Origin of the sequence: Flavobacterium sp. DG1-102-2, from assembly GCF_033042555.1 — a bacterium.
Taxonomy (GTDB): Bacteria; Bacteroidota; Bacteroidia; order Flavobacteriales; family Flavobacteriaceae; genus Flavobacterium.
This window is the reverse complement of record NZ_JAWLIK010000002.1, coordinates 1-23,432: the sequence shown is the minus strand read 5'-3', so window position 1 is coordinate 23,432 and position 23,432 is coordinate 1. Positions and strand designations below refer to the sequence as shown.

The 23,432-nt window shown below is 39.6% G+C and carries 19 protein-coding genes; 7 read left to right on the top strand and 12 right to left on the bottom strand.

Annotated features, from left to right (window positions below; all coding sequences use genetic code 11):
• Positions 1–19: 19 nt before the first annotated feature.
• On the bottom strand, positions 20–595 hold the full coding sequence (locus R1T16_RS03470) for a hypothetical protein (RefSeq protein ID WP_317499681.1): 576 nt from the start codon (positions 593–595) through the stop codon (positions 20–22).
• A 190-nt stretch (positions 596–785) separates the two neighbouring features.
• Here R1T16_RS03470 and R1T16_RS03465 point away from each other — a divergent pair, with 190 nt between their 5' ends.
• A complete protein-coding gene (locus tag R1T16_RS03465) occupies positions 786–1,775 on the top strand; it encodes a TlpA disulfide reductase family protein (RefSeq protein WP_317499680.1) in 990 nt (329 codons plus the stop codon).
• 288 nt (positions 1,776–2,063) lie between these two features.
• Positions 2,064–2,411, top strand: coding sequence for a membrane-binding protein (locus tag R1T16_RS03460; RefSeq protein WP_317499679.1), 348 nt, complete (start codon positions 2,064–2,066; stop codon positions 2,409–2,411).
• A 60-nt stretch (positions 2,412–2,471) separates the two neighbouring features.
• Here the strand turns inward: R1T16_RS03460 and R1T16_RS03455 are convergent, their stop codons facing one another.
• From R1T16_RS03455 to R1T16_RS03420, 8 genes are all read right to left on the bottom strand, one after another.
• Positions 2,472–3,659 (bottom strand): PepSY-associated TM helix domain-containing protein, encoded by a 1,188-nt coding sequence (locus R1T16_RS03455; RefSeq protein WP_317499678.1) that lies wholly within the window; start codon positions 3,657–3,659, stop codon positions 2,472–2,474.
• 132 nt (positions 3,660–3,791) lie between these two features.
• Positions 3,792–6,260 carry a TonB-dependent receptor gene (locus R1T16_RS03450; protein ID WP_317499677.1) on the bottom strand — a complete coding sequence of 823 codons (2,469 nt, stop codon included), beginning with the start codon at positions 6,258–6,260 and terminating at the stop codon, positions 3,792–3,794.
• 330 nt (positions 6,261–6,590) lie between these two features.
• Positions 6,591–7,592: a hypothetical protein gene (locus R1T16_RS03445; protein ID WP_317499676.1), complete on the bottom strand. Its 1,002-nt coding sequence runs from the start codon at positions 7,590–7,592 to the stop codon at positions 6,591–6,593.
• A 148-nt stretch (positions 7,593–7,740) separates the two neighbouring features.
• Positions 7,741–10,908 carry an efflux RND transporter permease subunit gene (locus R1T16_RS03440; RefSeq protein WP_317499675.1) on the bottom strand — a complete coding sequence of 1,056 codons (3,168 nt, stop codon included), beginning with the start codon at positions 10,906–10,908 and terminating at the stop codon, positions 7,741–7,743.
• A 50-nt stretch (positions 10,909–10,958) separates the two neighbouring features.
• On the bottom strand, positions 10,959–12,020 hold the full coding sequence (locus tag R1T16_RS03435; protein WP_317499674.1) for an efflux RND transporter periplasmic adaptor subunit: 1,062 nt from the start codon (positions 12,018–12,020) through the stop codon (positions 10,959–10,961).
• Positions 12,021–12,025: 5 nt separating this feature from the next.
• Positions 12,026–13,405, bottom strand: coding sequence for a TolC family protein (locus R1T16_RS03430; RefSeq protein WP_411162015.1), 1,380 nt, complete (start codon positions 13,403–13,405; stop codon positions 12,026–12,028).
• Positions 13,406–13,438: 33 nt separating this feature from the next.
• Positions 13,439–14,035: a TetR/AcrR family transcriptional regulator gene (locus R1T16_RS03425; RefSeq protein WP_317499673.1), complete on the bottom strand. Its 597-nt coding sequence runs from the start codon at positions 14,033–14,035 to the stop codon at positions 13,439–13,441.
• 80 nt (positions 14,036–14,115) lie between these two features.
• On the bottom strand, positions 14,116–14,715 hold the full coding sequence (locus R1T16_RS03420) for a TetR/AcrR family transcriptional regulator (protein ID WP_317499672.1): 600 nt from the start codon (positions 14,713–14,715) through the stop codon (positions 14,116–14,118).
• 140 nt (positions 14,716–14,855) lie between these two features.
• Between R1T16_RS03420 and R1T16_RS03415 the strand changes: the two genes are divergently transcribed.
• From R1T16_RS03415 to R1T16_RS03405, 3 genes are read left to right on the top strand one after another with little or no spacing between them, the layout of a single operon-like run.
• Positions 14,856–15,830 carry a polyprenyl synthetase family protein gene (locus R1T16_RS03415; protein ID WP_317499671.1) on the top strand — a complete coding sequence of 325 codons (975 nt, stop codon included), beginning with the start codon at positions 14,856–14,858 and terminating at the stop codon, positions 15,828–15,830.
• Positions 15,830–16,183 (top strand): hypothetical protein, encoded by a 354-nt coding sequence (locus R1T16_RS03410; RefSeq protein WP_317499670.1) that lies wholly within the window; start codon positions 15,830–15,832, stop codon positions 16,181–16,183. Before R1T16_RS03415 ends, R1T16_RS03410 begins: the two co-directional genes overlap by 1 nt.
• A gap of 11 nt (positions 16,184–16,194) precedes the next feature.
• Positions 16,195–16,695 carry a YfbM family protein gene (locus tag R1T16_RS03405; RefSeq protein ID WP_317499669.1) on the top strand — a complete coding sequence of 167 codons (501 nt, stop codon included), beginning with the start codon at positions 16,195–16,197 and terminating at the stop codon, positions 16,693–16,695.
• A gap of 8 nt (positions 16,696–16,703) precedes the next feature.
• On the opposite strand, the gene R1T16_RS03400 is transcribed toward R1T16_RS03405, so the two are convergent.
• Positions 16,704–17,174 (bottom strand): hypothetical protein, encoded by a 471-nt coding sequence (locus R1T16_RS03400; protein WP_317499668.1) that lies wholly within the window; start codon positions 17,172–17,174, stop codon positions 16,704–16,706.
• A 180-nt stretch (positions 17,175–17,354) separates the two neighbouring features.
• Between R1T16_RS03400 and R1T16_RS03395 the strand changes: the two genes are divergently transcribed.
• Entirely contained in the window at positions 17,355–20,147 is a 2,793-nt protein-coding gene (locus R1T16_RS03395) for a 2-oxoglutarate dehydrogenase E1 component (protein WP_317499667.1), read from the top strand.
• Between the two features lie 56 nt (positions 20,148–20,203).
• Positions 20,204–21,457, top strand: a complete 1,254-nt coding sequence (gene odhB / locus R1T16_RS03390; RefSeq protein ID WP_317499666.1) for a 2-oxoglutarate dehydrogenase complex dihydrolipoyllysine-residue succinyltransferase — start codon at positions 20,204–20,206, stop codon at positions 21,455–21,457.
• Between the two features lie 260 nt (positions 21,458–21,717).
• On the opposite strand, the gene R1T16_RS03385 is transcribed toward odhB, so the two are convergent.
• On the bottom strand, positions 21,718–22,743 hold the full coding sequence (locus tag R1T16_RS03385; RefSeq protein ID WP_317499665.1) for a hypothetical protein: 1,026 nt from the start codon (positions 22,741–22,743) through the stop codon (positions 21,718–21,720).
• Positions 22,744–23,226: 483 nt separating this feature from the next.
• Positions 23,227–23,432: hypothetical protein (locus R1T16_RS03380; RefSeq protein WP_317499664.1), on the bottom strand; the 206-nt coding region annotated here is incomplete at its 5' end.

The following is a 23,432-nucleotide window of genomic DNA, read 5'->3' as shown; positions in this document are numbered from 1 at the left end:
AAAGCACAAAAACATGACACTATCTTTTACTGCTTCTGTCAGTCTCTTTAAATGAGTTCACGATAGTGTTCATTTTCTTTTCGTATTTGCCTTTATTATCAGCCTCTGTCCACACCATGATCTGGTAATAATGGTTCTGCCCTTCTATAAAAGCCAGTTTCCAGTACACATGATTGCCCGATGATACACCATCAAAAGAGAGTTCTCGAGCCTTGTTACCGCCTATACTTAGTTCCTCAAACGGAGGCATTTCTTTTACTGCTATAGAATTTTCCATTCCATCGGTAATCAGGTCGGCATATCCTTTAAGATCGTCGGTGTACCTGTCCTGAAGGCCATTGTCGATAATGGCTTTTGTAAACACTGTTTTAGGTTCATCTATCACTATCAGGTAAAGTTTTTCAAAATCATTCTGGTATTGCAGAGAGGCTTCTTTATTAAGGTCGTTTACTTTTTTAAAATTAGACGGTACATCCAGCTGGTATTGGTCTTTTATGTTTACAGTAGAATAATTTCTATTGCACGATGCCAAAAGAAAAAGCGTTAGCAGCAGGCAAATGGTTTTTGAGTATCTGTAATAGTAAAATGTTTTCATACCGGTGTATTTATGTTTATAAAAAGATTTAGCCACATAAACAGCAATTTAAGCATAATTGCATTAATACTAACTGGTTTGTTTTAATTTATGATTGTGTTAAAGTAAGAAAAGCACCCTCAAAAAATAAATGGCACCTATTTATGGTATTAGAATAAAGTTTACTTTTACGATAAATAAATCTTAAACTATGAAAAAATTTGCACTGCTGTTCCTGATTGCTATAACTGGAGCATATGCACAAACAGAGCAGGTAAAATTTGCTGCTGTAATTAAGAACCGTAATACCGATTCTATTTTTATAAGAAGCCAGAGAGCTATTGTTAAAGTTATGAAGGCTGATGCTAAAGGTAACTTTAAAGGAGAATTTCCGGCAGAGCCTGGATTTTACCAGTTAGGTGATGGTGCCGAAACTACGTCGCTTTACCTTAAGCCCGGTTTTGACCTTGCGCTTACAATGGATGCAAAAATGTTTGATGAAACAATAGTATATAAAGGTAAAGGCGAAAAAGAAAACAACTTTTTAGCTAAGATGGCACTTGAGCAGGAAACCTTTGGTGAAAAACTTGCAAAAGTTACCGATCCTGGAGAGCAAACAAAAATGATAAATGATCTGCTTAATAAAACAGAAAACGGACTTAAAGATCCTGCTTTGGACGAAACTTTCCGTACTGTGCTTACACAGCAGTTAGCTGCTCAAAAGCAGCAAATGGCAGCTCAGGCAGAACAGGATGCAAAAATTGCAAAAATGATAGGGCAGCAGTCTCCATCCTTTGCCTACGAGAACTTTAAAGGCGGTACTACTAAGCTTGAAGATTTTAAAGGTAAATATGTATACATAGATATGTGGGCTACATGGTGCGGGCCATGCCGTCAGGAGATTCCTTTCCTTCAAAAAGTAGAGGAGAAATACCACGGCAAAAAGATAGAATTTGTAAGTATTTCTATTGACCAGGTAAAAGACCACGAAAAATGGAAAAAAATGGTAACTGACAAAACCCTTGGCGGTGTTCAGTTATTTGCAGATAAAGACTGGAGCTCTGCTTTTGCGCAGGCTTATGGCGTTAACTCTATACCAAGGTTTATTCTTATAGGCCCAGACGGTAAAGTTATTGATGCTGATGCTAAGCGTCCGTCAGATCCCGCATTACAGGCTCAGCTTGATACATTGCTTAAGTAAGTTTCAATGTTATCTTAATGTTACTAAACCATTCGCTTGCGAATGGTTTTTTTATGTCAAGATATGCTTTCAATATGGTTTAACATTGTTTTTGCAAAAATGCATTTTTTTTATCAAATGCGTAAACACCAGTAAAATAAGGTGATTCGTGAGATATTAAGAATTTCCAATGTTAAGTTTTGCGTTATGTTACGTAATTGTTAAGTAAATGTGTTTTTTGTGTAAATTAATTTTATACTTTTGATAAAGAGATTATAAGTTACTATAACCCAAAACACAAAAACTGATATGAAAAAGATATTATTTGCCGGATTGCTGTTGTCAGCAGGTGTGTTATCTGCCCAAACTAAAGATCACGATTTCTCAGTAGAGAACAATATAGTAAAAGCTGTTTATTATTATGATAATGGTAATGTAAAACAAGAAGGCTTTTACAAAGATGGTAAACTGCATGGCAGCTGGACCGCTTTTAACGAAAATGGTACAAAACAATCTCAGGGAGAATATGCAAACGGACAAAAAACCGGGAAATGGTTTTTTTGGTCAGGCGCAGTTCTTAATGAAGTGGATTTTGCCGACAGCAGAGTAGCTGAAGTTAAAAAATGGTCGCAGGATGCTGTTGTAGTAAATAAATAGTACACACTACTATTTTATTTAGAAAAGGCTGTAAGTAGTAATCTTACAGCCTTTTTTTATTTATGCTTTTGCAGGTGCCTTCTTTTTATTGGTTCGGCCCCACCATATCAGGAAGCCTGATATTGGCAGCAGCATACATATAAAACTTGCTATAAACACCAGTATCTTACCGGGCAGGCCAAGTATTGCCCCTACATGAATATCATAGTTTGCCGTAATAAGCTTTTCGCCAAAGTTTTTGTCCTTATGCAGTTTTTCTTTAAGAAATTTACCTGTATACTGGTCAAATTGCGCACTGTGGTACACATAATACCTGCCCGGATATTGCTGTACGTAAACATCTATAACGCCCGTCTTTGCGGTATCTGCCGGTTTACCAATACTAAATGCATCTGCATCACTGTACCTCGCTTTTGTAAAGTCGTATGCTTTGTCAAATGCCGCGTCTTTGTCGCTTTGTATAACAACAGATTTTTCTGCTAACGGTACAGGTGGTGTTATGCTTTGCGCACCTGCCACATATACTATTGCCTGAAACCATGTAAATGCCCATACCATTCCTGTAAAAGCCATTATAATAGCTACCGAGGCTACATAAAAACCAAAGATGTTATGCAGGTCGTAGTTTTTTCGCCTCCATTTTGTGCTGTCTTTCCACTTGAACCAAAAACGCTGCTTACGCGCCGCCTTGTTTTTTGGCCACCATAATACAATACCCGTAATAAGCATTATAACAAATATAAAGGTTGCCCAGCCCGTTATTTGCTGTCCTACAGGGTGATTGATCAAAAAACTCCAGTGCAGCATTTTTATGATGTTAAAGAAATCTCTTTCTTCATCATATATGGCAAGTACTTTTCCAGAGTAAGGATCTACATATACTTTATAGTAATAGTCTATAGCGTCAGAGTACCAAAATGCATCTTCGTGATTTTCTGCAGCTTTGTAACAGTGAAATTCCAGCGATTTTTTAGGGTTTCTGTACACATGCACATCGTTAAATACAATAGTATCGCCCAATGCTTTTTTAGTGTCTTTCCACACAGTGCTTAAAGGTATTCTGGTTGGCTTAACTTCAGGAACATAGATAGCTTCAGATCGCTGCCATTCTAAAATTTCTTCACTAAACACATAAATGCATCCTGTTATGCTTAGAAATAAAACAATAAGCCCGGATGTTAGTCCGAGCCAAAGATGGGCTGTGCCTATCCATTGCTTAAATGTCTTTTTCTTTTTAGGTTTTGTCATTAAAAGTTAAATTTTCCGATAACATTAGATACCGGATAAATAATATATTTCAGGTAAAGTATCCCAAATTTGTCTTTCGGGCGCTAAAGTAAAGCATCTTTTCCGGCAAAGAAAAAGATGCTTTTGTATTTTTTAGAAATTGTATGCTATGTTAGCAGCAAAAAGTCTAGGTTTTTGTGGGTTTATTGTAGACCATCCATTGTAGTATTCTACATTTGTAAGATTGTCTACTTTAAGTGTTATTGCAAAAGCATCTACATTATAAAATACAGAAGCGTTTAACACTGTGTATGATGGAACAACAAATGTTCCTACCTGGTTTCTACTGAAAATTTTGTTTGTGCTGGCAGTATTACCACCAAAGCCTAGTCCAAAACCGTTTAGTTTACCACCTGTGAATTTATAACTAGCCCAAAGATTACCCATGTTTTGTGGTCCTGCACTTTCCGGACGTCTGCCTACAAAGCTTTCATCGCCTTTAGTAAGTACACTTTCGTTATAACTATATCCTGCAATAATATTAAGTCCTGGCAGTGGGTTAGCTGTAAGGCTAAATTCTACACCTTTGTTTTCTTGTGCACCACCCTGATAGCTGTTAAAGAAACCATCTTCAACTCTTGTGTAAACCATATCACTAACTTTAGTTTTGTAGTAGCTTACAGATCCACTCATTCTATTGTTTAAGAAGTTTACCTTAGTACCAACCTCAAACTGATTAGCATGCTCCGGATCAAAACTTACAGCTACCTGAGCTCCATTAAGAGTGTTTGTTGTAGGGTTTGTGTTAGTAAAGCCATTCATGTAGTTGGCAAATATTGACAGTTTTTCTGGTATTGGCTGATATACTGCACCAAATTTAGGAGAAAGTGCAGTCTGGTTGTTGTTGTCATTAGAAAAATGGTCAACCCTTAAGCTTGCCATAACCGAAAGATTAGGTAGTACATACGCAATATCAGATACATAAGCACTAAATACTTCTTGTTTTGTTACGCTAAAATAGGGTCCTTGTGTACCTATGCCAGCATCAGCACCGGCTTGTGTAAGTACCCCGGAGTCATCACCAAAGCTTGTGCCCATTGGTATACCGTATGCCGCATTAAGCTGTGGTGCAATAGCACTAAAAGTAGCAGCGTCTACTCCTATGTTTATAAAACCTTGCGCTCCGTAACCGGTGCTGTTATCTTTTAGTTGTCTATTAAAATAGTCAAGACCTCCTATGAATTTATTTTTAACAGACCCAAGATTAAACTCACCAATAAAGTTCTGCTGAATATCTGTACCTATAGTTTCAGAGTTCTGTTTACTTGTAGAACGTAAAAGTATAATTCCTTTGTCAAATGTCATTCCCACAGCAGCTTCTACTCTGGAGGTTGCTTCATAGAGATATGAATAATAACCATCAGATTTTGCAGATGATCTAGATAAGATTGTCTGTGACGTCCAGTTGTTCGAAATTTTGTAGTTCATTACCCCCTGAAGGTTAAAAGTAGGAGTGTCAACATAAAGATCATTGCTTGTGTAAGAACGTTTATTGTCATACCCAAGATCATGCATATTGTGTACTCTTAGTGGAGCATCTCTGTCAAGGAATAGCATAGTTGCATTTGTGCTTCTTCCATTGTAAAATTCTGTATTGATAAGGAATGATAAATTATCGTTAACCTTATAAGAAAGCGAAGGTGCTACAAAAAGTGATTTTTTAAATCCGGCATCCTGGAAGCTGTCTTCCGTATGATAAGCAGCATTAAGCCTAAAAAAGGCTTTCTTTTCAGTGCCGAGAGGAGTGTTAACATCAACAGTATATCTGTTAAGTCCGTAAGTACCTCCAGTGTATGATATTGTACCTCCAAAGGTTTCATAAGGTCTTTTTGTAGTAACGTTTATTAAACCGCCATAAGAAATAAGGCTGCTGCCAAACAGAGTTCCTGAAGGGCCTTTTATTACATCAATTCTCTCAACATTTGCAGGGTCAGGGCTACCATTAGTTAACCCTGCTACACCATTAATCATTGTAGGCTGTACCGCAAATCCTCTTAGTGAGAAATAGCCGGCACCGTCGCCGCCACGACCTGTAGACTCCCAAAGTTTAGTAAGTCCCGGTGCATTTTTAAGAGCATCGTCAAAATTTGTAACTACTTGTTCTTTAAGTAGCTCATTGCTTATAGTATTGTAAACCTGTGGGTTTTCGATATCTTTTAAAGGCAGTTTTGATACAATATCACTTTGCTTTCTGGCAAATTTATTAGTGTTAGATTCAATGACAAGTTCATTAAGCTCTTCCTGGCTTTCAGATAGCGTAAAATCTTTTGTTACCGTTTGGCCGGCAGCAACAGTAATGTTTTCTTCTACAGGTTTGATACCAACTGCAGATACACGAAGCGCATAGTTACCCGGTTTAACATTTTTAATTTCATATTCGCCCTGCTCATTAGTTACTGCGCCATAAGGAGTACCCTTTAAGGCAACAGAGATGTTTTCGGCAGGTGTATTGCCGCTTAGTGTAACTTTACCGGTTACTTTACCGCGTTCCTGAGCCCACATTGTAAGAGAGCTTAAGAACAGAAGGCATAGCATCAGTCTTTTAAAGATAATTGTGTTCATTTTGTTTGGTGTTATTTTTCGGGGGCAAAAGTAATTCGCAATATCCATCTATGCAAATTATTTTTACTTGTTCTAAATAAGAATAATATCCTACAAAAAATGATGCATGCTTAGTCTTACTGCTCTATTCTTCAGGATAATGAAAATTAAATCCTGTTTTACAACACATATTTTTGAATAATTAAGATTTTGCTAAAAATCAATTTTATAACATTTTACGTTTATTTTGGTATAAAAAAATCCCGCAGGTGCCTGCGGGATTTAGATGAGTAAGATTTAATCTATAAAATTAGTTTGTTCGGTACAAACTAAAATAGAACTAAGCTTAAGCTACTTTAACCCTTTTTTAAAAGGTGATTTCGGATGGCTTATTAAAATACGTGTGGTTACTCCACTGGCTCCGTCATCCAACGGTAAAAGGTAAGAGGTACTGTCCAGCAATGTAGCGCCTTCAAGTGCCTTATAGTAGATTGACTGATTTTTAAGAGGGCTAAAATACAGAGAGTCGTTTAGCACTACATTTTTAAAGTATTTTTTTATATAATTTCGATCGCCAATTTTTTCCAGTTCCTGTAAAGCGATATCGTCATCAAAAACGCCTATTGCATTTCTGCCTCTAAACTCAACCGATTTGTCCGGATAATAAATTATGAATTTGTAATCCTTTAGTTGCTCTTCCAACGCGGCATTATCATCTTTATCTTCTGTGGTTTCGTATTCGAAATTTCCAAAAAGCCCCGGAATCATGCTTCCTGAAGGGGTTGGTGGAAATTGCCATTCCCATACAGGTGTTGTATATATTTCATCCCATTTTCCATTGTTAAAGGTGTAAAAATAAACTGTGTTTACGCTGGAAAAATCATCCCATTGTTTAACCAGCATAATTTCATCCTTTCCATCTTCATTTACATCCCCGCAATTTTCTACATAGTGAAATCCAAGCTGTCCACCTGCAAGTTTTAGTTTTTTTTCCTTCCATTCAAGAAATGATTGGTTTTTATAATAACGGTTCAGGAAAGAAACATCACCATACTCAAACATGGTATCAGTACTGGTATAGTATTTAGCTGTTTCATTTTTATACAAGGAATCGGTGTAGCGTTCTTGCAGTATATCCTGTTTATGGTCACCGTCAAAATCGCCTGTAATCTTAAAACGGTAACCTGAAACCGGTCTTGAAATACGCAATAACGAATCTGCTTTTATCTTTAAGGAGTCATTGTGTGTGAGAAGTTTTTCGTTTTTACTTATCTGTCGTTTTCCTGAACACTCCCATAAATTAAAGAGTGAAATGAGCATAATGATAAAAACAACGCTAATGTGCTTTTTCATATTGAATTTAATTAATGTAATAGTGGGAAAATACACTTTTTACTATTAAAATGATCGGATGATGGTATTTTTAATTTAGTAAAATGCCATAAAACCAAAAATCCCGCAGCTGCCTGCGGGATTTAGATGAGTAAGATTAATTTACGAATTAGTGTTTTGTAGTGAAGCCATCCTCGCTCAGTTCCCTGTGCTCATAATCGGCAACCATTTCTTTTTCGTAATCTACAGGTGTTCCTTTAGATACTTTAGCAATGATGATGTCAAATATCATATATACTACAGGAACAATGATCAGGGTAAGGAAAAGCGAACTCGTAAGTCCACCTATAATTACCCAAGCAAGCCCGTTATTCATGGCAGCCGCTGCACCTGTTGCTAATGCAATAGGAAGCATACCAAACACCATCGCGATCGTTGTCATAAGAATAGGGCGGAGACGGGCGTGGTTAGCCTGTACCAGTGCGTTAAATGTGCTTTCTCCCTGTTCTTTACGGTGATTGGTAAAGTCTACAAGTAAGATTGCATTCTTACACACAAGACCGATAAGCATGATAACCCCTAATATGGTAAATATATTCAGTGTATTGTTAGTAAGTGCCAATGCAAGCAATGCCCCGATAAACGATAGCGGAATTGAGAACAATACCACAAACGGATATACAAAACTGTTGTAAAGGCCCACCATTACAAGGTAAACCAATATAATACCTGCAAGCAGTGCAATACCAAGCGTACCAAAACCTTCTGCCTGGTTTTCTTTATCACCGCCCCATACATAGTTTACACCTGTAGGGCGCGGCATTTTAGAGAATTCTGTTTCCCAGTTGTCAGCCACGGTGCCACTAGGTACACCGGCAGCCTGAGCCTGTATCGTTACAGATGCACTTTTATCCCTACGCTCAAGGAAGCTTGGCCCTGAACTTTCGGTTACCGATGCAAACTGCGATAGTTTTATCTGCTGCCCCTGATCGTTGATAAATACAAGGTCTTTTACATCGTTGATACTTGAACGGTTGTACTCGTTAAAACGGATGTTGATGTCATATTCATACTCTCCTGCACGGAATTTACCATCGGTATTACCGTTAAAGGCTGTCTGCATGGTCATACCCACAGTTTGTAATGATAAGCCAAGAGCAGACATTTTGTCCCTGTCTACCTGAACATTTACCTCAGGGCTACCACCTTCAGATGTTAGCTTGATTGCCGTAGCACCATTAATTGCAGCCAGTTTTGCCGAAGCTTCTTTTGCAAACTTCATGGCGCTGTCTAAGTCAGGTCCGGTAATCGTTAAGGCGATAGGCGCTTCATCGGCACCACCCATAATACTTACCGGTACTGTTTTGATTTTAGCGCCAACAAGGATTTTTTCAAGATCCCTTTTAACCTCTGCGGCAAATATGAATGTGTTTTCGTCGCGTTCTTCACGGTCTACTAACGTTACTTTTATCTCACCTTTGTAAGCGGTAGACTGTGTAGCCCCCATACCTTCACTGGTTTGGCCTACCGTTGTAATAACACCTTCAACTTCTTTTCTTTTGTTTAGGTATTCTTCAGCTTTTTGAGCCAACAGGTTAGATTGTTCTACAGAGGCATCTTTAGGCAGCTCCATTTGTACAAGGAACTGGCCCCTGTCCATTTTTGGGAAGAATTCACCACCTATGAATCCTGCAACTAACAATCCTATTGAAGTAAAGAACAATGCAACAACAATAAGTAGAGTCCATCTTTTATGGCCAAGACACCATTTAAGGATACCTGTTACCCAGTGTGTAAATTTCTCTAATCCTCTTTCAAACGAAAGGATAACTTTTTCAAATAGATTTTTACCTGTTAAATGCTCCAGTTTACCAAAACGTGATGACAACCATGGTATTAGGGTAAATGATGATAATAGAGATAGGGCAGTGGCAATTACCACCGTAACACAGAACTGCGAAATGATGTTAGATACAAGGCCCGTACTCATTGCAATAGGCAGGAACACCACTATAATTACAATGGTAATCGCCGTTACGGTAAAGCCAATTTCAGCAGTACCATCATATGCAGCACGCACCCTGTTCTTACCCATCTCCATGTGGCGGTAAATATTTTCAAGTACCACAATGGCATCATCCACAAGGATACCTACCACAAGCGAAAGCCCAAGTAAACTCATTAAGTTTAATGTATACCCCATAAGGTAAATACCAATAAAGGTAGCAATAAGCGATGCAGGTATAGATACCATTACAATAAGAGCATTACGCAAACTGTGAAGGAAGAACAACATTACAAATGCCACCAGGAATACCGCAATAAATAAATCGTGTATTACACCATCGGCAGCTTCAAGTGTAAAGTCACTGCTGTCATCGGCAATTTCCAGTTTAAGGCCGTAATTTGCATAGTCTTTTTCAATTTTAGCTACGGCTGCTTTTGTTTCCTCACTTACAGATACTGCATTCGCATCCGTCTGTTTAATGATTTGTACTACAATAGCATTCCTACGGTCTACACGCGAAATTTTTTCAACTTCTTTTTGTGAATCCTGTACATCGGCTATTTCGCCAAGGCGTATCTGGATACCGTTTTTATTAGATATAACCAGGTTACGCATCTCTTTAACGTCGCGGTATTTACCCGAAAGACGTACAAGCATAGAGTTTTCCCTTGTCTGGATGTTACCTGTAGGGAAATCAAGGTTTGAACTTAGTATAGCAGACTGAACCTCTGGAATAGAAAGGCCGTAACCTTTAAGCTTTTCCTGGTCAAGGCTTACCTGAATTTCACGCTCTTCACCACCCACAAGGTTTACCTGTGCAACACCGTTTACACGAGCAAGAATAGGTTCAATCTTTTTGTCAAGAAGGTCATAAAAAGCTACTTCGTCCATTTTTGCAGTCGCACCAATGGTAATAATAGGTAAGTCGCTCAGGGAGAATTTACTTAGCGAAGGCGGGTCAACGTCTTCAGGTAAATCTTTTTCTATGGCATTAATTTTACGCTGTGCATCGTTAAGCGAGTAATCGGCATCAGCTTCTGGCTGAAGCGTAACCATTACTACAGAAAGGCTTTCGTAAGATTTAGATTCTACCTTTTTTACAAGTTCCAGCGACGATACCGCATCTTCAATTTTCTTGGTCACTGTATTTTCTACCTCTCCCGGCGAAGCACCAGGGTATACCGTAGATATGGTAACCACGTTTATCTCGAACTTAGGGATAAGCTCGTAACTCAGGTTGCTGTAGCTAAAAAGCCCACCAAGCGTAAGTATAATGAACAACACTATAACAAGTGTTGGCCGTTTTATGGATATTTCTGCTATTTTCATTATTATATTTTTAAAGCATAGTATGATGTCGTTACAACATCATGCTGCACTTATTTTATAGGAGTTACTTTAGACCCGTTAGTTAGGTTAATCTGTCCGCTGGTTACAACAATGTCACCTGTTGCAAGGCCGTCAAGTATCTCTACCTGCTCGCCCAGAATCCTTCCTGCAACAATCTTCTTAAGAGTTACAACACTGTCTTTAACGACAAACACCTGGTTGCTTGCCACACCGCCTACGAATGCAATGCGTGGTATAGTTTTGATAGGTGTTTTTTGTGCAGCGCCAGAGCCAAAGGTTGCAGTACCATACATACCTGCTTTGATTTCGCTGTCAGGGTTGTTTGCAACTTCTATTTCCACAGGAAAGTTTAAGGAACCGTCTGCCTTTGGGGCGATAAAGGTTACTTTACCTTTAAACTCTTTATCAGGGTATACGCTTGCTTTTACGGTAATGGAATTGCCTAGTTTAAGGCCTGCAACATGCTGCTCGTCTACATTAACCTTTAGTTTAAGCGTAGATACATTAACAAGTTCAAACAATACAGTTCCCGGAGCTACAACACTTCCCGGTTCAATATTACGTTTGTTCACAATACCGTTTATACTTGATTTTATGGTAGCATCGCCATAGTTAATGTTAGCCTGGTCTAATCTTGCTTTTGCATTTACCAGGTCAAGTTTAGCCTGGTCTAATTGCTGTTTAGTAACACCACCGGTTTTGAAAGCGTTTTCATAACGCTGGTTGTTAGTAACCGCATTTTGGTAAGCAGCTTTTGTGTTTGCCACCTCAATAGAAAGCTGGTCACCTTTTATAATGGCAAGGGTTTGACCTATGCGCACAGGGCTTCCTTCGTCTACAAGTACTTTTACAACCCTTCCTGAGTTTTCAGCGGGGAATTCAAGCTCCTGAGATGGTGCAAAGTTACCGTTAGCCACATAATCAAGATTAGGCACTTCGGTCTTAACGGTGTCTATACGTACTGCAACAGTACTGTTTGTTTTAGATATTTGTGCAGTTTCGTTCTCGTTCTTCTTTTTATTGTTTGTCAGTATAAAAGCGATAAGTCCTACAACGGCAATACCTACTACTATATATAATACTTTTTTCATAATGATTAGTTTGTTAGGGTTTTAAGTTCTCCTTTTGCTTTTATCAGTTGTATTTCTGCAAGCTTAAAGTCAAGCAGGGCAGATGTATAATTGTTTTGTGCTTCTATATAAGAGTTTTCTGCATCAAGCAGGTCGGTAAGGGTAGCAAGGCCGTTTTGGTAGTTGTTCTGGGTATCATCCAGTACTTCCTGGGCTAGCTTAGCATTTTCCTTTTGGTTATTGATGGTTATAAGGCTGTTCTTTATCTGGATCGTAGCATTTTGATATGCCATGTCAAGCGATAATTTTGCATCCTTAATATCTTCCTGTGTTTTTCTTATGTCAACATCAGCCTGTCTTACCTTAGCCCTTGTGCCAAAGCCATTGAATATAGGCACGCTCAGGTTAAGCCCTATTGCCGAATAATCTGTCCAGTATACCTCGTCCGCCGGTTTCTTGAACCATGGCATTGTTGGCCCCTGTCCTAAATAGTTATAACCCGCCGTAAGCGTAAGCTTAGGGTAATACTCTGCAATTTTTGCCTTCTTATTAAAAATGTTCAGCTCTTCCTGTTTTTTAAGCAGAAGGTATTGCGTGTGTTTAGTAACATCTACAGCATCGTTAACAGCAACAGGCGTAACCTGAAAATCTGTTTTCGGAAGCGTGATAGGCGTTTCTATAGGCATACCCATGTAAAATTTAAGAGTGTTTTCCTGTAACTGCACCTGGTTAATAAGCGTTTGGCGCTGTGTGCTTATGTTGGTCAGGTTAACGTTCATCCTGTCAAGGTCAATCTTTTTAGCAAGGCCATTATCATACTGGCCTTTAATGATATCCCTTATTTTTGTTGTGTTTACAAAGTTGCTGTCTATAACCACAAGCTTTTGGCGCTGTACATATACCTGGTAGTAATTGTTAGCAACACGCTCTATAACCTGCTCTTCGGTTAACTGCTGGTTTATCTTATAGAACTCACGTGTAGTCTTTGCCGCTTTAAGCCCTGTAAAAACCGACTGGTCAAACAGGTTTTGCGTAAGGTTTAAACCTGCAACAGAATTCCATTTCTGGCCAAGGGCAACTAGTGTAATCATAGACGGCCCGCCAGAGAACGCACCTGCATCAATGGCATTTTGTTGTAAGATAGGGTTGTAGGTTAAGCTTCCGTTAGCGGTAATTGTAGGCAGGGCCCTGGCGCGCACCTCTTCAATCTGGTACTGGCTGTTCTCTACCTGAAGCTGTGCTTTTTTTGCATCGGCTTTATTTTGCAGGGCATAGTTAATAGCGTCTTTTAGAGTAACTTCCTGCGCCGGCACTGTTTGTGCATGTAGCCGCGAAGCCATTAAAAACACCACCAGCACTGCAATTCCCTTTGCAGAAAAGCTTCTGAAATCATGTATGATCCTCATGGGTCTAACTGTGTTAATTTGATTGATGATTAATTATTGTTTAAAAAGTGTTCTAAGTATAATTTCTTTGCGTTCCTCAAGAAGTGTGTCGTAATGTTCTGTTGTTATTCCCATTGTTTCCTGAAGCAGCGGCCTCATGGATAGCGGAAAGGACAGCAGCGATATAAAATTCAGTAAAAATTGCTCAGGCCTCATTCTGTCTATTGTTCCTTTCTCCATTTCAAGGCCTATCTCCAGATAGAATTTATCAAGCAGGAGCGACATTTTTTCATGGTCTTTCCAGATGCATCCCTGGTTCATTTGTGTTACCATGTATATTTCAAGGTAAGGATATTGTTTGGCCTGTTCAAGAAACACATCAAGGTGGCGGGCAATTTTTTCTTTGAACGGAAGGTCAGAAAACACTATCTGTTCTGTTAACTGCTGCTCGTTTAACTGTGCATCATCAAATACGATCTGAAATAACTTATCCCTTGACCTGAAATAATAATTTATCAGTGTACGGTTAACTCCTGCGGCATCTGCAATCTCTTGTGTGGTCGCGTTAAAGCGGCCTTCGCCAAAAAATAATCGCTTGGCTGTATCTTTAATCAGTTTTTCAGTATCCTGATCTGCTAATTTTGCTGACATATTTGTTTAACTATTTTGTTTGACATTTTTGTCAATGCAAATTTAGCAACTTTTTGAAACCGGTAAATGTTAAATTTTTGTTAATATTTTTTCAGTACCTCTTTTAATTGTGATTGGCCAGATTCTGTGGTAATGGCTCGTAAGTGATACTCCAGAAACTGCCTTGTCACTGCATTTATATCATATACGCTATGAGGAAATATATCTGAATCTTTAATGCCTGTTAACCCTGTAAAATATATCCTTGATGTAAAATCAACGTCAAGGTCTGTTCTGTATAGTCCATCCCTTATCCCTTTTTCAATGCTTTCTGTCATGCAGGTATGCATCTTTTCAAATTGTTTTTGGCGTAGTGCCGAAAATGTCTGCGGAAAAAATTTCTGAAGCTGAAAGAAAGGCGATGCCGTTTCGTTATTAAGATGTTTCATTAAAAACTTCCTGATGATAAAAATTTCCTCGATGGAGTTGTATCCCAGCGTGCAGATCTCATCTATGCCTTCAGCGATGGTAATAAAAAGCGAGGTTGTACTGGCCTCAACTAATTCGTTCTTGTTGGCATAATGCAGGTAAATGGTTTTTTTAGATATTCCCATTTCGTTGGCAATATCGTCCATGGTCACACTCTTATATCCCAAAGTCAGGAACATATCGGTGGCTTTCTGTAAAATTGTCTCTTTCATTATCATAATATCGGTAGCAAAAGTAAGTCAGGAAACTTTTAAAACCAAAAAAGTTTCCAAAGTTTTTTTATGCTTTTTAGGGCGTAATAAACTTTTGTCAGGAAAAAGAAAAGGGGTACTTTAGCAAAAAAAAATACTACATGCAGCCCATAGTGCACTACCAGCAGATCGTTTCTGATTATTTTACAAATACCACAATAGAAAAAGAACCTGTAAATCTTTACCGCCCCGTGCACTATATATTATCGCTTGGCGGTAAGCGCATGAGGCCGGTTCTCACACTTATGGCTGCCGATATTTTTGGCGCCGACTGCCGGGAAGCCCTTCCTGCAGCTATTGCGGTAGAGATGTTTCATAACTTTTCGCTGGTGCATGACGATATTATGGACGATGCCCCGCTTAGGCGTGGTAACCAGACGGTGCATGAAAAATGGAACCTTAATACAGGTATTCTTTCTGGTGATGCGATGCTGATATTGGCATATCAATATTTTGAAGAGTACGAGCCTTTAATTTTCCGTTCGCTGGCAAAATTGTTCAGCAAAACGGCACTTGAGGTTTGCGAAGGCCAGCAATGGGATGTGGATTTTGAGCAGCGTAACGATGTTACCGAGCCCGAATATCTTAAAATGATTGAGTACAAAACTGCGGTGCTCGTAGGTGCAGCCATGAAAATGGGTGCTATAGTTGCCGAAACATCTGAGGAGAACTGCAACCTGATATATGATTTCGGACTCAACCTTGGTATTGCCTTCCAGCTTCAGGACGATTACCTGGATGCCTTTGGTGATCCTGCTACTTTTGGCAAACAGATAGGTGGCGACATTATAGAGAATAAAAAAACATACCTTTATCTTAAGGCATTGGCACACTCTAATGATTTTGAAAAACAAAACCTTATCCAGTGGTTTTCGGTTCAGCCGGAAGACCATGCTGATAAAGTGGTGGCTGTAAAGAATATTTTTAGGCATACGGGTGCCGATGCAGCAACAAAACAAGCGATAGAAGAATATACCTATAAGGCTTTTGCAACACTGGAAAAGCTGGATATAAGCGACGACAAAAAAGCACTCCTGAAGAACTTTGGCGAAAGCCTTATGCAAAGAAATGTATAATGACGTTTGTAGCGCCCCTTAATACCGACCTTCTATTATCTGAAGCCCAAAAAGAACTGCTGTACATTAAGCTTGTAGAGCAGCTTAACAAGGACTTTACGCTGGCTAATGAATCGGTAGATTTCAATACAGATATTACGCCAATCAATTTGAAGCTTGGGGTACAAGATAAGATTTACAACCTTATTCAACATAAATTTGCTGAGTACCTTAACCTGCTGTACATTATAGACGTGCCTGAAAAAGACATCAAAGCCTTAAACGGCAGCGATATTGGTGAGCTTGCCGAGCAGGTGGCTTTTCTTGTTTTAAAAAGGGAATGGCAAAAGGTGTGGTTTAGGAATAAATATTAAAAAATGTTCATATGGGGATGATTTTTAATATAGTACGTGTCTCTAAGGAAGAACTTAAAGATTGTTTACGTGATACCTTTTTGTTTGACTATAAGCTGGATGCAATATTCAATAATGAAAATGATGATGCTTGGGTGGACATAGATAAATCATGGGGCGGAATCTTATTTATGTTGACAGGTGGTGGCTTAAATTCATATGAACACCCTTTGGCTAAAGTTTTGTTCAGTGGACAAAAAATTACGGCTAAAGGACCGGATTCACATTATGAAATGGCTGATTATTTGGATCCTGAGCAGGTAAAGGAAGTGTGTGCAGAAATTGCTAAAATAAGTAATAAAGAATTAATGGGTCGGTTTGATCCTATAGCGATGAATGAAGAAAAAGTGTATCCAGGGGGAGTTTGGGACGAAAGTCGATTTAAAAACGTGCTCCAATCTTTCGAAGTACTCAAAGGTATTTATTTAAAAGCTGCTGAAAGGAATGAAGCTATAATAACATTTATCAGTTAGTCTAAGTCTTAAAAATAAACCCTTACAAAGGGCATCCAAGCCTGGCTGTATACAAAATCATTATCATTATATAGTACGTTATAACGAACGCCTACTGTAACATTTTGCATGCTGTAGCCTGCGCCCAGGAACAATCCTGTATTCCAGAAATCCCTGCTGTATGCCTGCTCAGTTCCGTATCGGCCGGCATCTACATCAAGGTTAACCCTTAGCTGTTCTACCTCTGCCGAAAGCTGTACCTGTGGGATGGGGTTAAAAAGCACTATGGCGTTTGGGCCATACATCATGGCAGAATACCAGTTTCGCTGGTCAACATAGCTAAACTGTACGCCTGCACCCAGTGCAACATAGTCGTTAAACTGGTAGATGGCCTGCGGTGCAACGGTAACATCGGTATAGCCGCTTCCAAAACCAAGTCCTAGTCCGCCGCCAAAACGTACCCTGCTCCAAAAATCGCCGTCCTGTGCATTTGCAGCCATAATTGACAGTAAAAAACATACTGTCAGGCCCTGTTTTGTTAAAAAACTGAAAATACCTGATTTCATGTCGCGTAAGATAAATAGTTGGAAATATAAATGTATAAAAAACACTGAAAGATTATTACAATTATTGTACTTTTGCATTGAATTTTTTAAAAACAAGGTCATAAAGACATAAGTATGGACAGGTTTTCCTTTTTAAACGCAGCACATACTGCTTTTTTTGCAGATTTATACGATCAATATATTGAGAATCCCGACAGTGTTGAACCAAGCTGGAGAAGTTTTTTCCAGGGGTTTGATTTCGGCCTTGCCGAGTACGGTTCAGGATTTGAAACTCTAGATGTGCCAAGGCAGGATGCTGCAGCAGCTACCCAGCCGGTTTCTGATTATTCGGGCATTCCCGAAAAACTTCAAAAAGAATTTAAGGTGCTTAACCTTATTGAGGGCTACCGTACACGCGGCCATCTTTTTACTAAAACAAACCCGGTAAGGGACAGGAGGATTTTTACACCCTCTTTAGCCCTTGATAACTTCGGCCTTTCTGATGCCGATCTTAACACTGTGTTTGATGCCGGTAAAGAAGTAGGGCTTCAAAACGCTACGCTTTCTCAAATAATAGACCACCTTCGTAAGGTATACTGCCAGCATATTGGTATTGAGTATATGTACATCCGTGACCCGGAAGTAAGAAAGTGGATCCAGAATAAACTTTCGGCTAACAACAACCAGCCGGATTTCTCGGCAGACCAGAAGAAAAACATTCTTGGTAAGCTGAATGACGCGGTTTCGTTTGAAAATTTCCTTCACACTAAATATGTAGGCCAGAAACGTTTCTCTCTTGAGGGTGGCGAATCGCTTATTCCTGCACTTGACGCGCTTATTGAAGCTGCGGCAGATAAAGGTGTTGAGCAGTTTGTAATGGGTATGGCTCACCGTGGCCGCCTTAACGTGCTTGCTAATGTGTTTGGAAAGTCTACCTCTGATATCTTCAGCGAGTTTGACGGTAAAGACTACGACGACGATGCCCTTTTTGATGGCGACGTAAAATACCACCTTGGCCTTACGGCAGATAAAAAAACAAGGAACGGTAAACAAATAAACATTAACCTTGCGCCAAATCCTTCGCACCTTGAAACTGTAGGTGCAGTTATAGAGGGTATTGCCAGGGCTAAACAGGACAGGCACTATGCCGATGATTTCTCTAAAGTGCTTCCTATCGCGCTTCACGGTGATGCCGCTGTTGCAGGTCAGGGTATCGTTTATGAGATCGTTCAGATGGCTAAGCTTGACGGATACAAAACAGGTGGTACTATTCACCTTGTAGTGAACAACCAGGTAGGTTTTACAACAAACTATCTTGACGCACGTTCGTCTACCTATTGTACAGATGTTGCTAAGGTAACCCTGTCTCCGGTACTTCACGTAAATGCAGATGATGCGGAAGCTGTGGTACACGCAATGCTTTTTGCACTTGACTACAGGATGGAATTTGGTACTGATGTATTTATTGACCTTTTAGGATACAGGAAATACGGCCACAACGAAGGTGATGAGCCTCGTTTTACACAGCCTAAACTATACAAGATCATCGCTAAACATAAAAATCCAAGAGATATTTATGCTGAAAAGCTTATTGCTGACGGCGTAATTGGGGCAGATTATGTAAGCGGACTTGAAAAAGAATACAAAGCAGTGATGGAGGAAAACCTTGAGGCATCAAGGAAAAAAGACCTTACCATCATTACGCCATTCATGCAGAATGAGTGGGAAGGCTACGCGCAGGCAGACGCTGACGAAATGCTTAAAAAGGTAAACACGACTTTCTCTAAAGACATGCTTACTGATATTGCTAAAGTTATTACAGAACTTCCTACTGATAAGAAATTCATCAACAAGATACAGAAGCTTATCAACGACAGAAAAACAATGTATTTTGATACTGACAAGCTGGATTGGGCTATGGCCGAACTGCTTGCTTACGGCTCATTGCTTGTAGAAGGGTATGATGTACGTATGTCTGGCCAGGATGTAGAGAGGGGTACTTTCTCTCACCGTCACGCTGTTGTTAAGGTAGAAGATTCTGAAGAAGAAGTAATCCTTTTAAATAACCTGAAAGACCAGAAAGGTAAATTCCATATTTACAACTCGCTGCTTTCAGAATATGGTGTTGTAGGTTTTGACTATGGTTATGCCCTTGCCAGCCCTAAAACACTTACCATTTGGGAAGCCCAGTTTGGAGATTTTTCTAATGGTGCACAAATTATGCTTGACCAGTACATCTCGGCTGCCGAAGATAAATGGAACAACCAGAACGGACTTGTAATGTTACTGCCTCACGGTTATGAAGGCCAGGGAGCAGAGCACTCTTCTGCCCGTATGGAACGTTATCTTCAGCTTTGTGCTAACCACAATATGTATGTGGCAGACTGTACTACGCCGGCTAACTTCTTCCACCTTTTAAGAAGGCAGATGAAGACAACCTTCCGCAAACCGCTTATAGTGTTTACACCTAAGAGCCTACTGCGCCACCCATTGGTAGTTTCTACCGTAGATGAGTTTGCAAACGCAAGCTTCCAGGAAGTGCTTGACGATACTGCTGTTGATGCTGAAAAAGTAAAAACACTGGTATTTGTTACAGGTAAATTCTACTACGACCTTGTGGCCGAAAGAGAAAACCTTAAGCGTGACGATGTGGCTTTTGTAAGGATAGAACAACTGTTCCCGTTACCTGTAGAGCAGCTTAAGGCGGTTATCGCTAAATATCCTAATGCCGATGATTATGTGTGGGCACAGGAAGAACCAAGAAATATGGGTGCATACAGCTATATGCTTATGAACTTTACCGAGGTGAAACTAAGACTGGCTGCATTAAAAGCATACAGCGCACCTGCGGCAGGTAGCTACACACGTTCTAAAAAACGTCATGCAGCTGCTATAGCCATGGTTTTTGATAAAAACTTATTTAATTAATTATCGTACTTTTGATATTCAAAACAAGATAGGAACACCAATAAAATTATACTGACATGATTTTAGAAATGAAAGTCCCTTCACCGGGGGAGTCTATTACAGAAGTTGAAATTGCAACATGGCTTGTAAAAGACGGAGATTATGTAGAAAAAGACCAGGCAATTGCCGAAGTTGATTCAGATAAAGCAACCCTTGAACTTCCTGCTGAAGTAAGTGGTATTATTACCCTTAAAGCAGAAGAAGGTGACGCGGTAAAAGTAGGGCAGGTAGTTTGCCTTATTGATACTGACGGAGCTAAACCGGAAGGCGCTGCTGCTCCTGCTGCAGAAAAAGCTCCTGAAGCTCCAAAAGCTGAAGAGAAAAAAGAGGAACCTAAGAAAGAAGAGCCTAAAAAAGAAGAACCAAAAGCAGCTCCTGCTCCGGCAAGCTATGCAGCGGGTACACCTTCTCCGGCGGCTAAAAAAATATTAGACGAGAAAAACATTGATTCTTCAAGCGTTGCCGGTACTGGTAAAGGCGGAAGAGTTACTAAAGATGATGCTGTAAACGCTGTGCCATCTATGGGAACACCTACTGGTGGTAACCGTGGATCTGAGCGTACTAAACTTTCTATGCTTCGCAGGAAAGTGGCAGAACGTCTTGTTTCGGCTAAAAATGAAACAGCAATGCTTACTACATTTAATGAAGTAAACATGACGCCTGTAAACAATGTAAGGAATGAGTATAAAGATGCATTCAAGGCAAAACACGGTGGTGTAGGTCTTGGTTACATGTCATTCTTTACAAAAGCAGTTGTAAGAGCACTGCAGCTTTTTCCTGATGTTAACTCAATGATGGATGGCGACTATAAAGTAGCCTTTGATTTCGTAGACGTTTCTATTGCGGTATCAGGGCCTAAAGGGCTTATGGTTCCTGTAGTGAGAAATGCAGAAGGACTAACTTTCCGTGGTATTGAAGCAGAGATCAAACGTCTTGCTATCCGTGCACGTGACGGCCAGATCACTGTAGACGATATGACAGGTGGTACATTTACTATTACAAATGGTGGTGTATTCGGGAGTATGCTTTCAACACCTATCATCAACCCTCCGCAGTCTGGTATCCTTGGTATGCACAACATCATCGAGCGTCCTATTGCTGTAAACGGTAAGGTTGAAATTCACCCAATGATGTATGTGGCTTTATCGTATGATCACAGGATCATCGACGGACGTGAGTCAGTAGGTTTCCTTGTAGCGGTAAAAGAAGGATTAGAAAATCCGGTAGAACTGCTTATGGACAACAATCCTAAAAAGGCACTTGAACTATAGTTTCAGGTTTTGTATAAAATTGAAAAAACCCCGCTCATTGAGTGGGGTTTTTCTTTGTTGGTAATATAACTGGTTATTTGGTTTTCAAAAGAATAGAAAAACACGGGATATATTATAGTATGTCTGTTTTCTGATTGGAAATGTAAGCATTATAAGGTTGCAAAAACCACGTACTTTTACCTGTTTTTTAGGGATAGGCAAAAAAACGAAAAGCCCCTTGATTGGTTGGGGCTCTTCTGCTTTCAATTAACTAATTCAGTTTATGGTAGTGCATCTATTGCTGCAATAAGCTGGGCTTCGGTAATGCTGGCAAGATCTGCATCGGTAATCGTAATAATCTGGTCGGCTGCTATAGTGACAGCTTTAATTGCATAAGTCCATTGGCCATTATCTTCAGATACAAAGATCACATAGCATTCAAGGCCAATGGGTATCTGTCCATAATGTTCACTGAACAATCCTGTAGCCGGATCATAGGTGTCTAAAAGGGCAAGTGCATTTCCTTCGCCTGCATAAGCAAGGTAAACAGCGCTGTTATTATTGTCATATCCGTCAGGTACGTCCACATATATGGTTGTCTTTGGGCGCGGGTCGCTATAAAACTTATCCACGTTAGTCCACCCAAAGTGGTTAAAGTAGCAGTAATAGTTTTCTCCCTCGGCGCCAACGCCTGCTTCCTGGTTTGGGTTTTCGTTTACCGCATCGGCATCCCAAACAATATTGTCATCTTCATCAACAAGTCCGTACCAAAGCGTCATGTCATTATCCTGTCCGCCGGTTAAATTGGTTGGAACCATCAGTTGTAATCCACAGCTCATAGTAAGTTGGGTTCCGTCCTGGGTTGCATTAATGTAAAATTCACCGCCGGAAATCAGTAGTGCTTTGTCGCCATTTGGCATAAGTCCCATAGTGGGCTTGTTTGCGGTAAGCATATTCCCGCGGTTAAAAAGCTCTACATACTCTAATTGTACACTACCCGTAACCGGATTCCCATTTTTAGAAAGGCATCCGGTATTTAAGGTTAGTGAAACACCTTTTTCAGAAGTAAACGTTACGGTGCCGGCGGCAGCGTCAAACGTAAACAGCTGTTTAAGGTTTTCAAGCGCAGCAGTGTGCAGTGCATCAAATTCCTGCGCGGTAGGAGTATCAGTAGGTTCGGGGGTTTCGGGTACTTCGGGAGTTACAGGTGTGTTGCGAACGGGTAGTAGCTCCGGTCTCTCGTAATCGCATGCTGTAAAAATTGAAAACATAGAAAGCGTAAACAAGAGTAAAATCCTATTTTTCATAATGTTTGTTTTGAGGGTTCGTTAAAAAGTTAGTTTATGTTTTGTTTGATAAGTAACAACCGTAAATGCAAATACCCTACTTGGCGTGATTTCTCTCCTTATTATATATGCAAAATCCTGTAAGTACTACGCACAAGATTTTTAATTATAGATATACCGAATTGCAGATGTAGTAATAAGGAAGATGCTATAATATAATAAGGTTGCACAGCGGTAAAAACAATATGCTATATATATAGGTTTGGCTAGCGGTGCTTATATAATGAGGTGAGAAAGATCTGTTGAATAGTGAAAAAGATATTTTTAGATACTATATAGTAGAAAATGGAGATTTACGTTTCTTGAAAACAATACATCGAAATCAGAATTACATTACATATTTTTCAAAATGAAAACTACGGTAGATTGTGTTTTTGCGGATTTTGTAATTTCAGCGTTTGTTGGTGCAGTTTTTAAGTAAAAAACTTTCGTTCTCAAAAACGGTTATATCAGCGAGTTAGGATAAATCGTTAAAAAAACATTAAAAAAAGGTTGCTTAAAGTTTGGAAAAGGGGAAAGAAGTGCTACTTTTGCACCCGCATTAGAGCAGACGTTCACACTGGTATTGATTGATGATAAACCCTTATAAACAAAGGGAGTCTTTGAAAAAAAAGATTTTAAAAATAATCGGATAAAGATTAGGAGTTGAC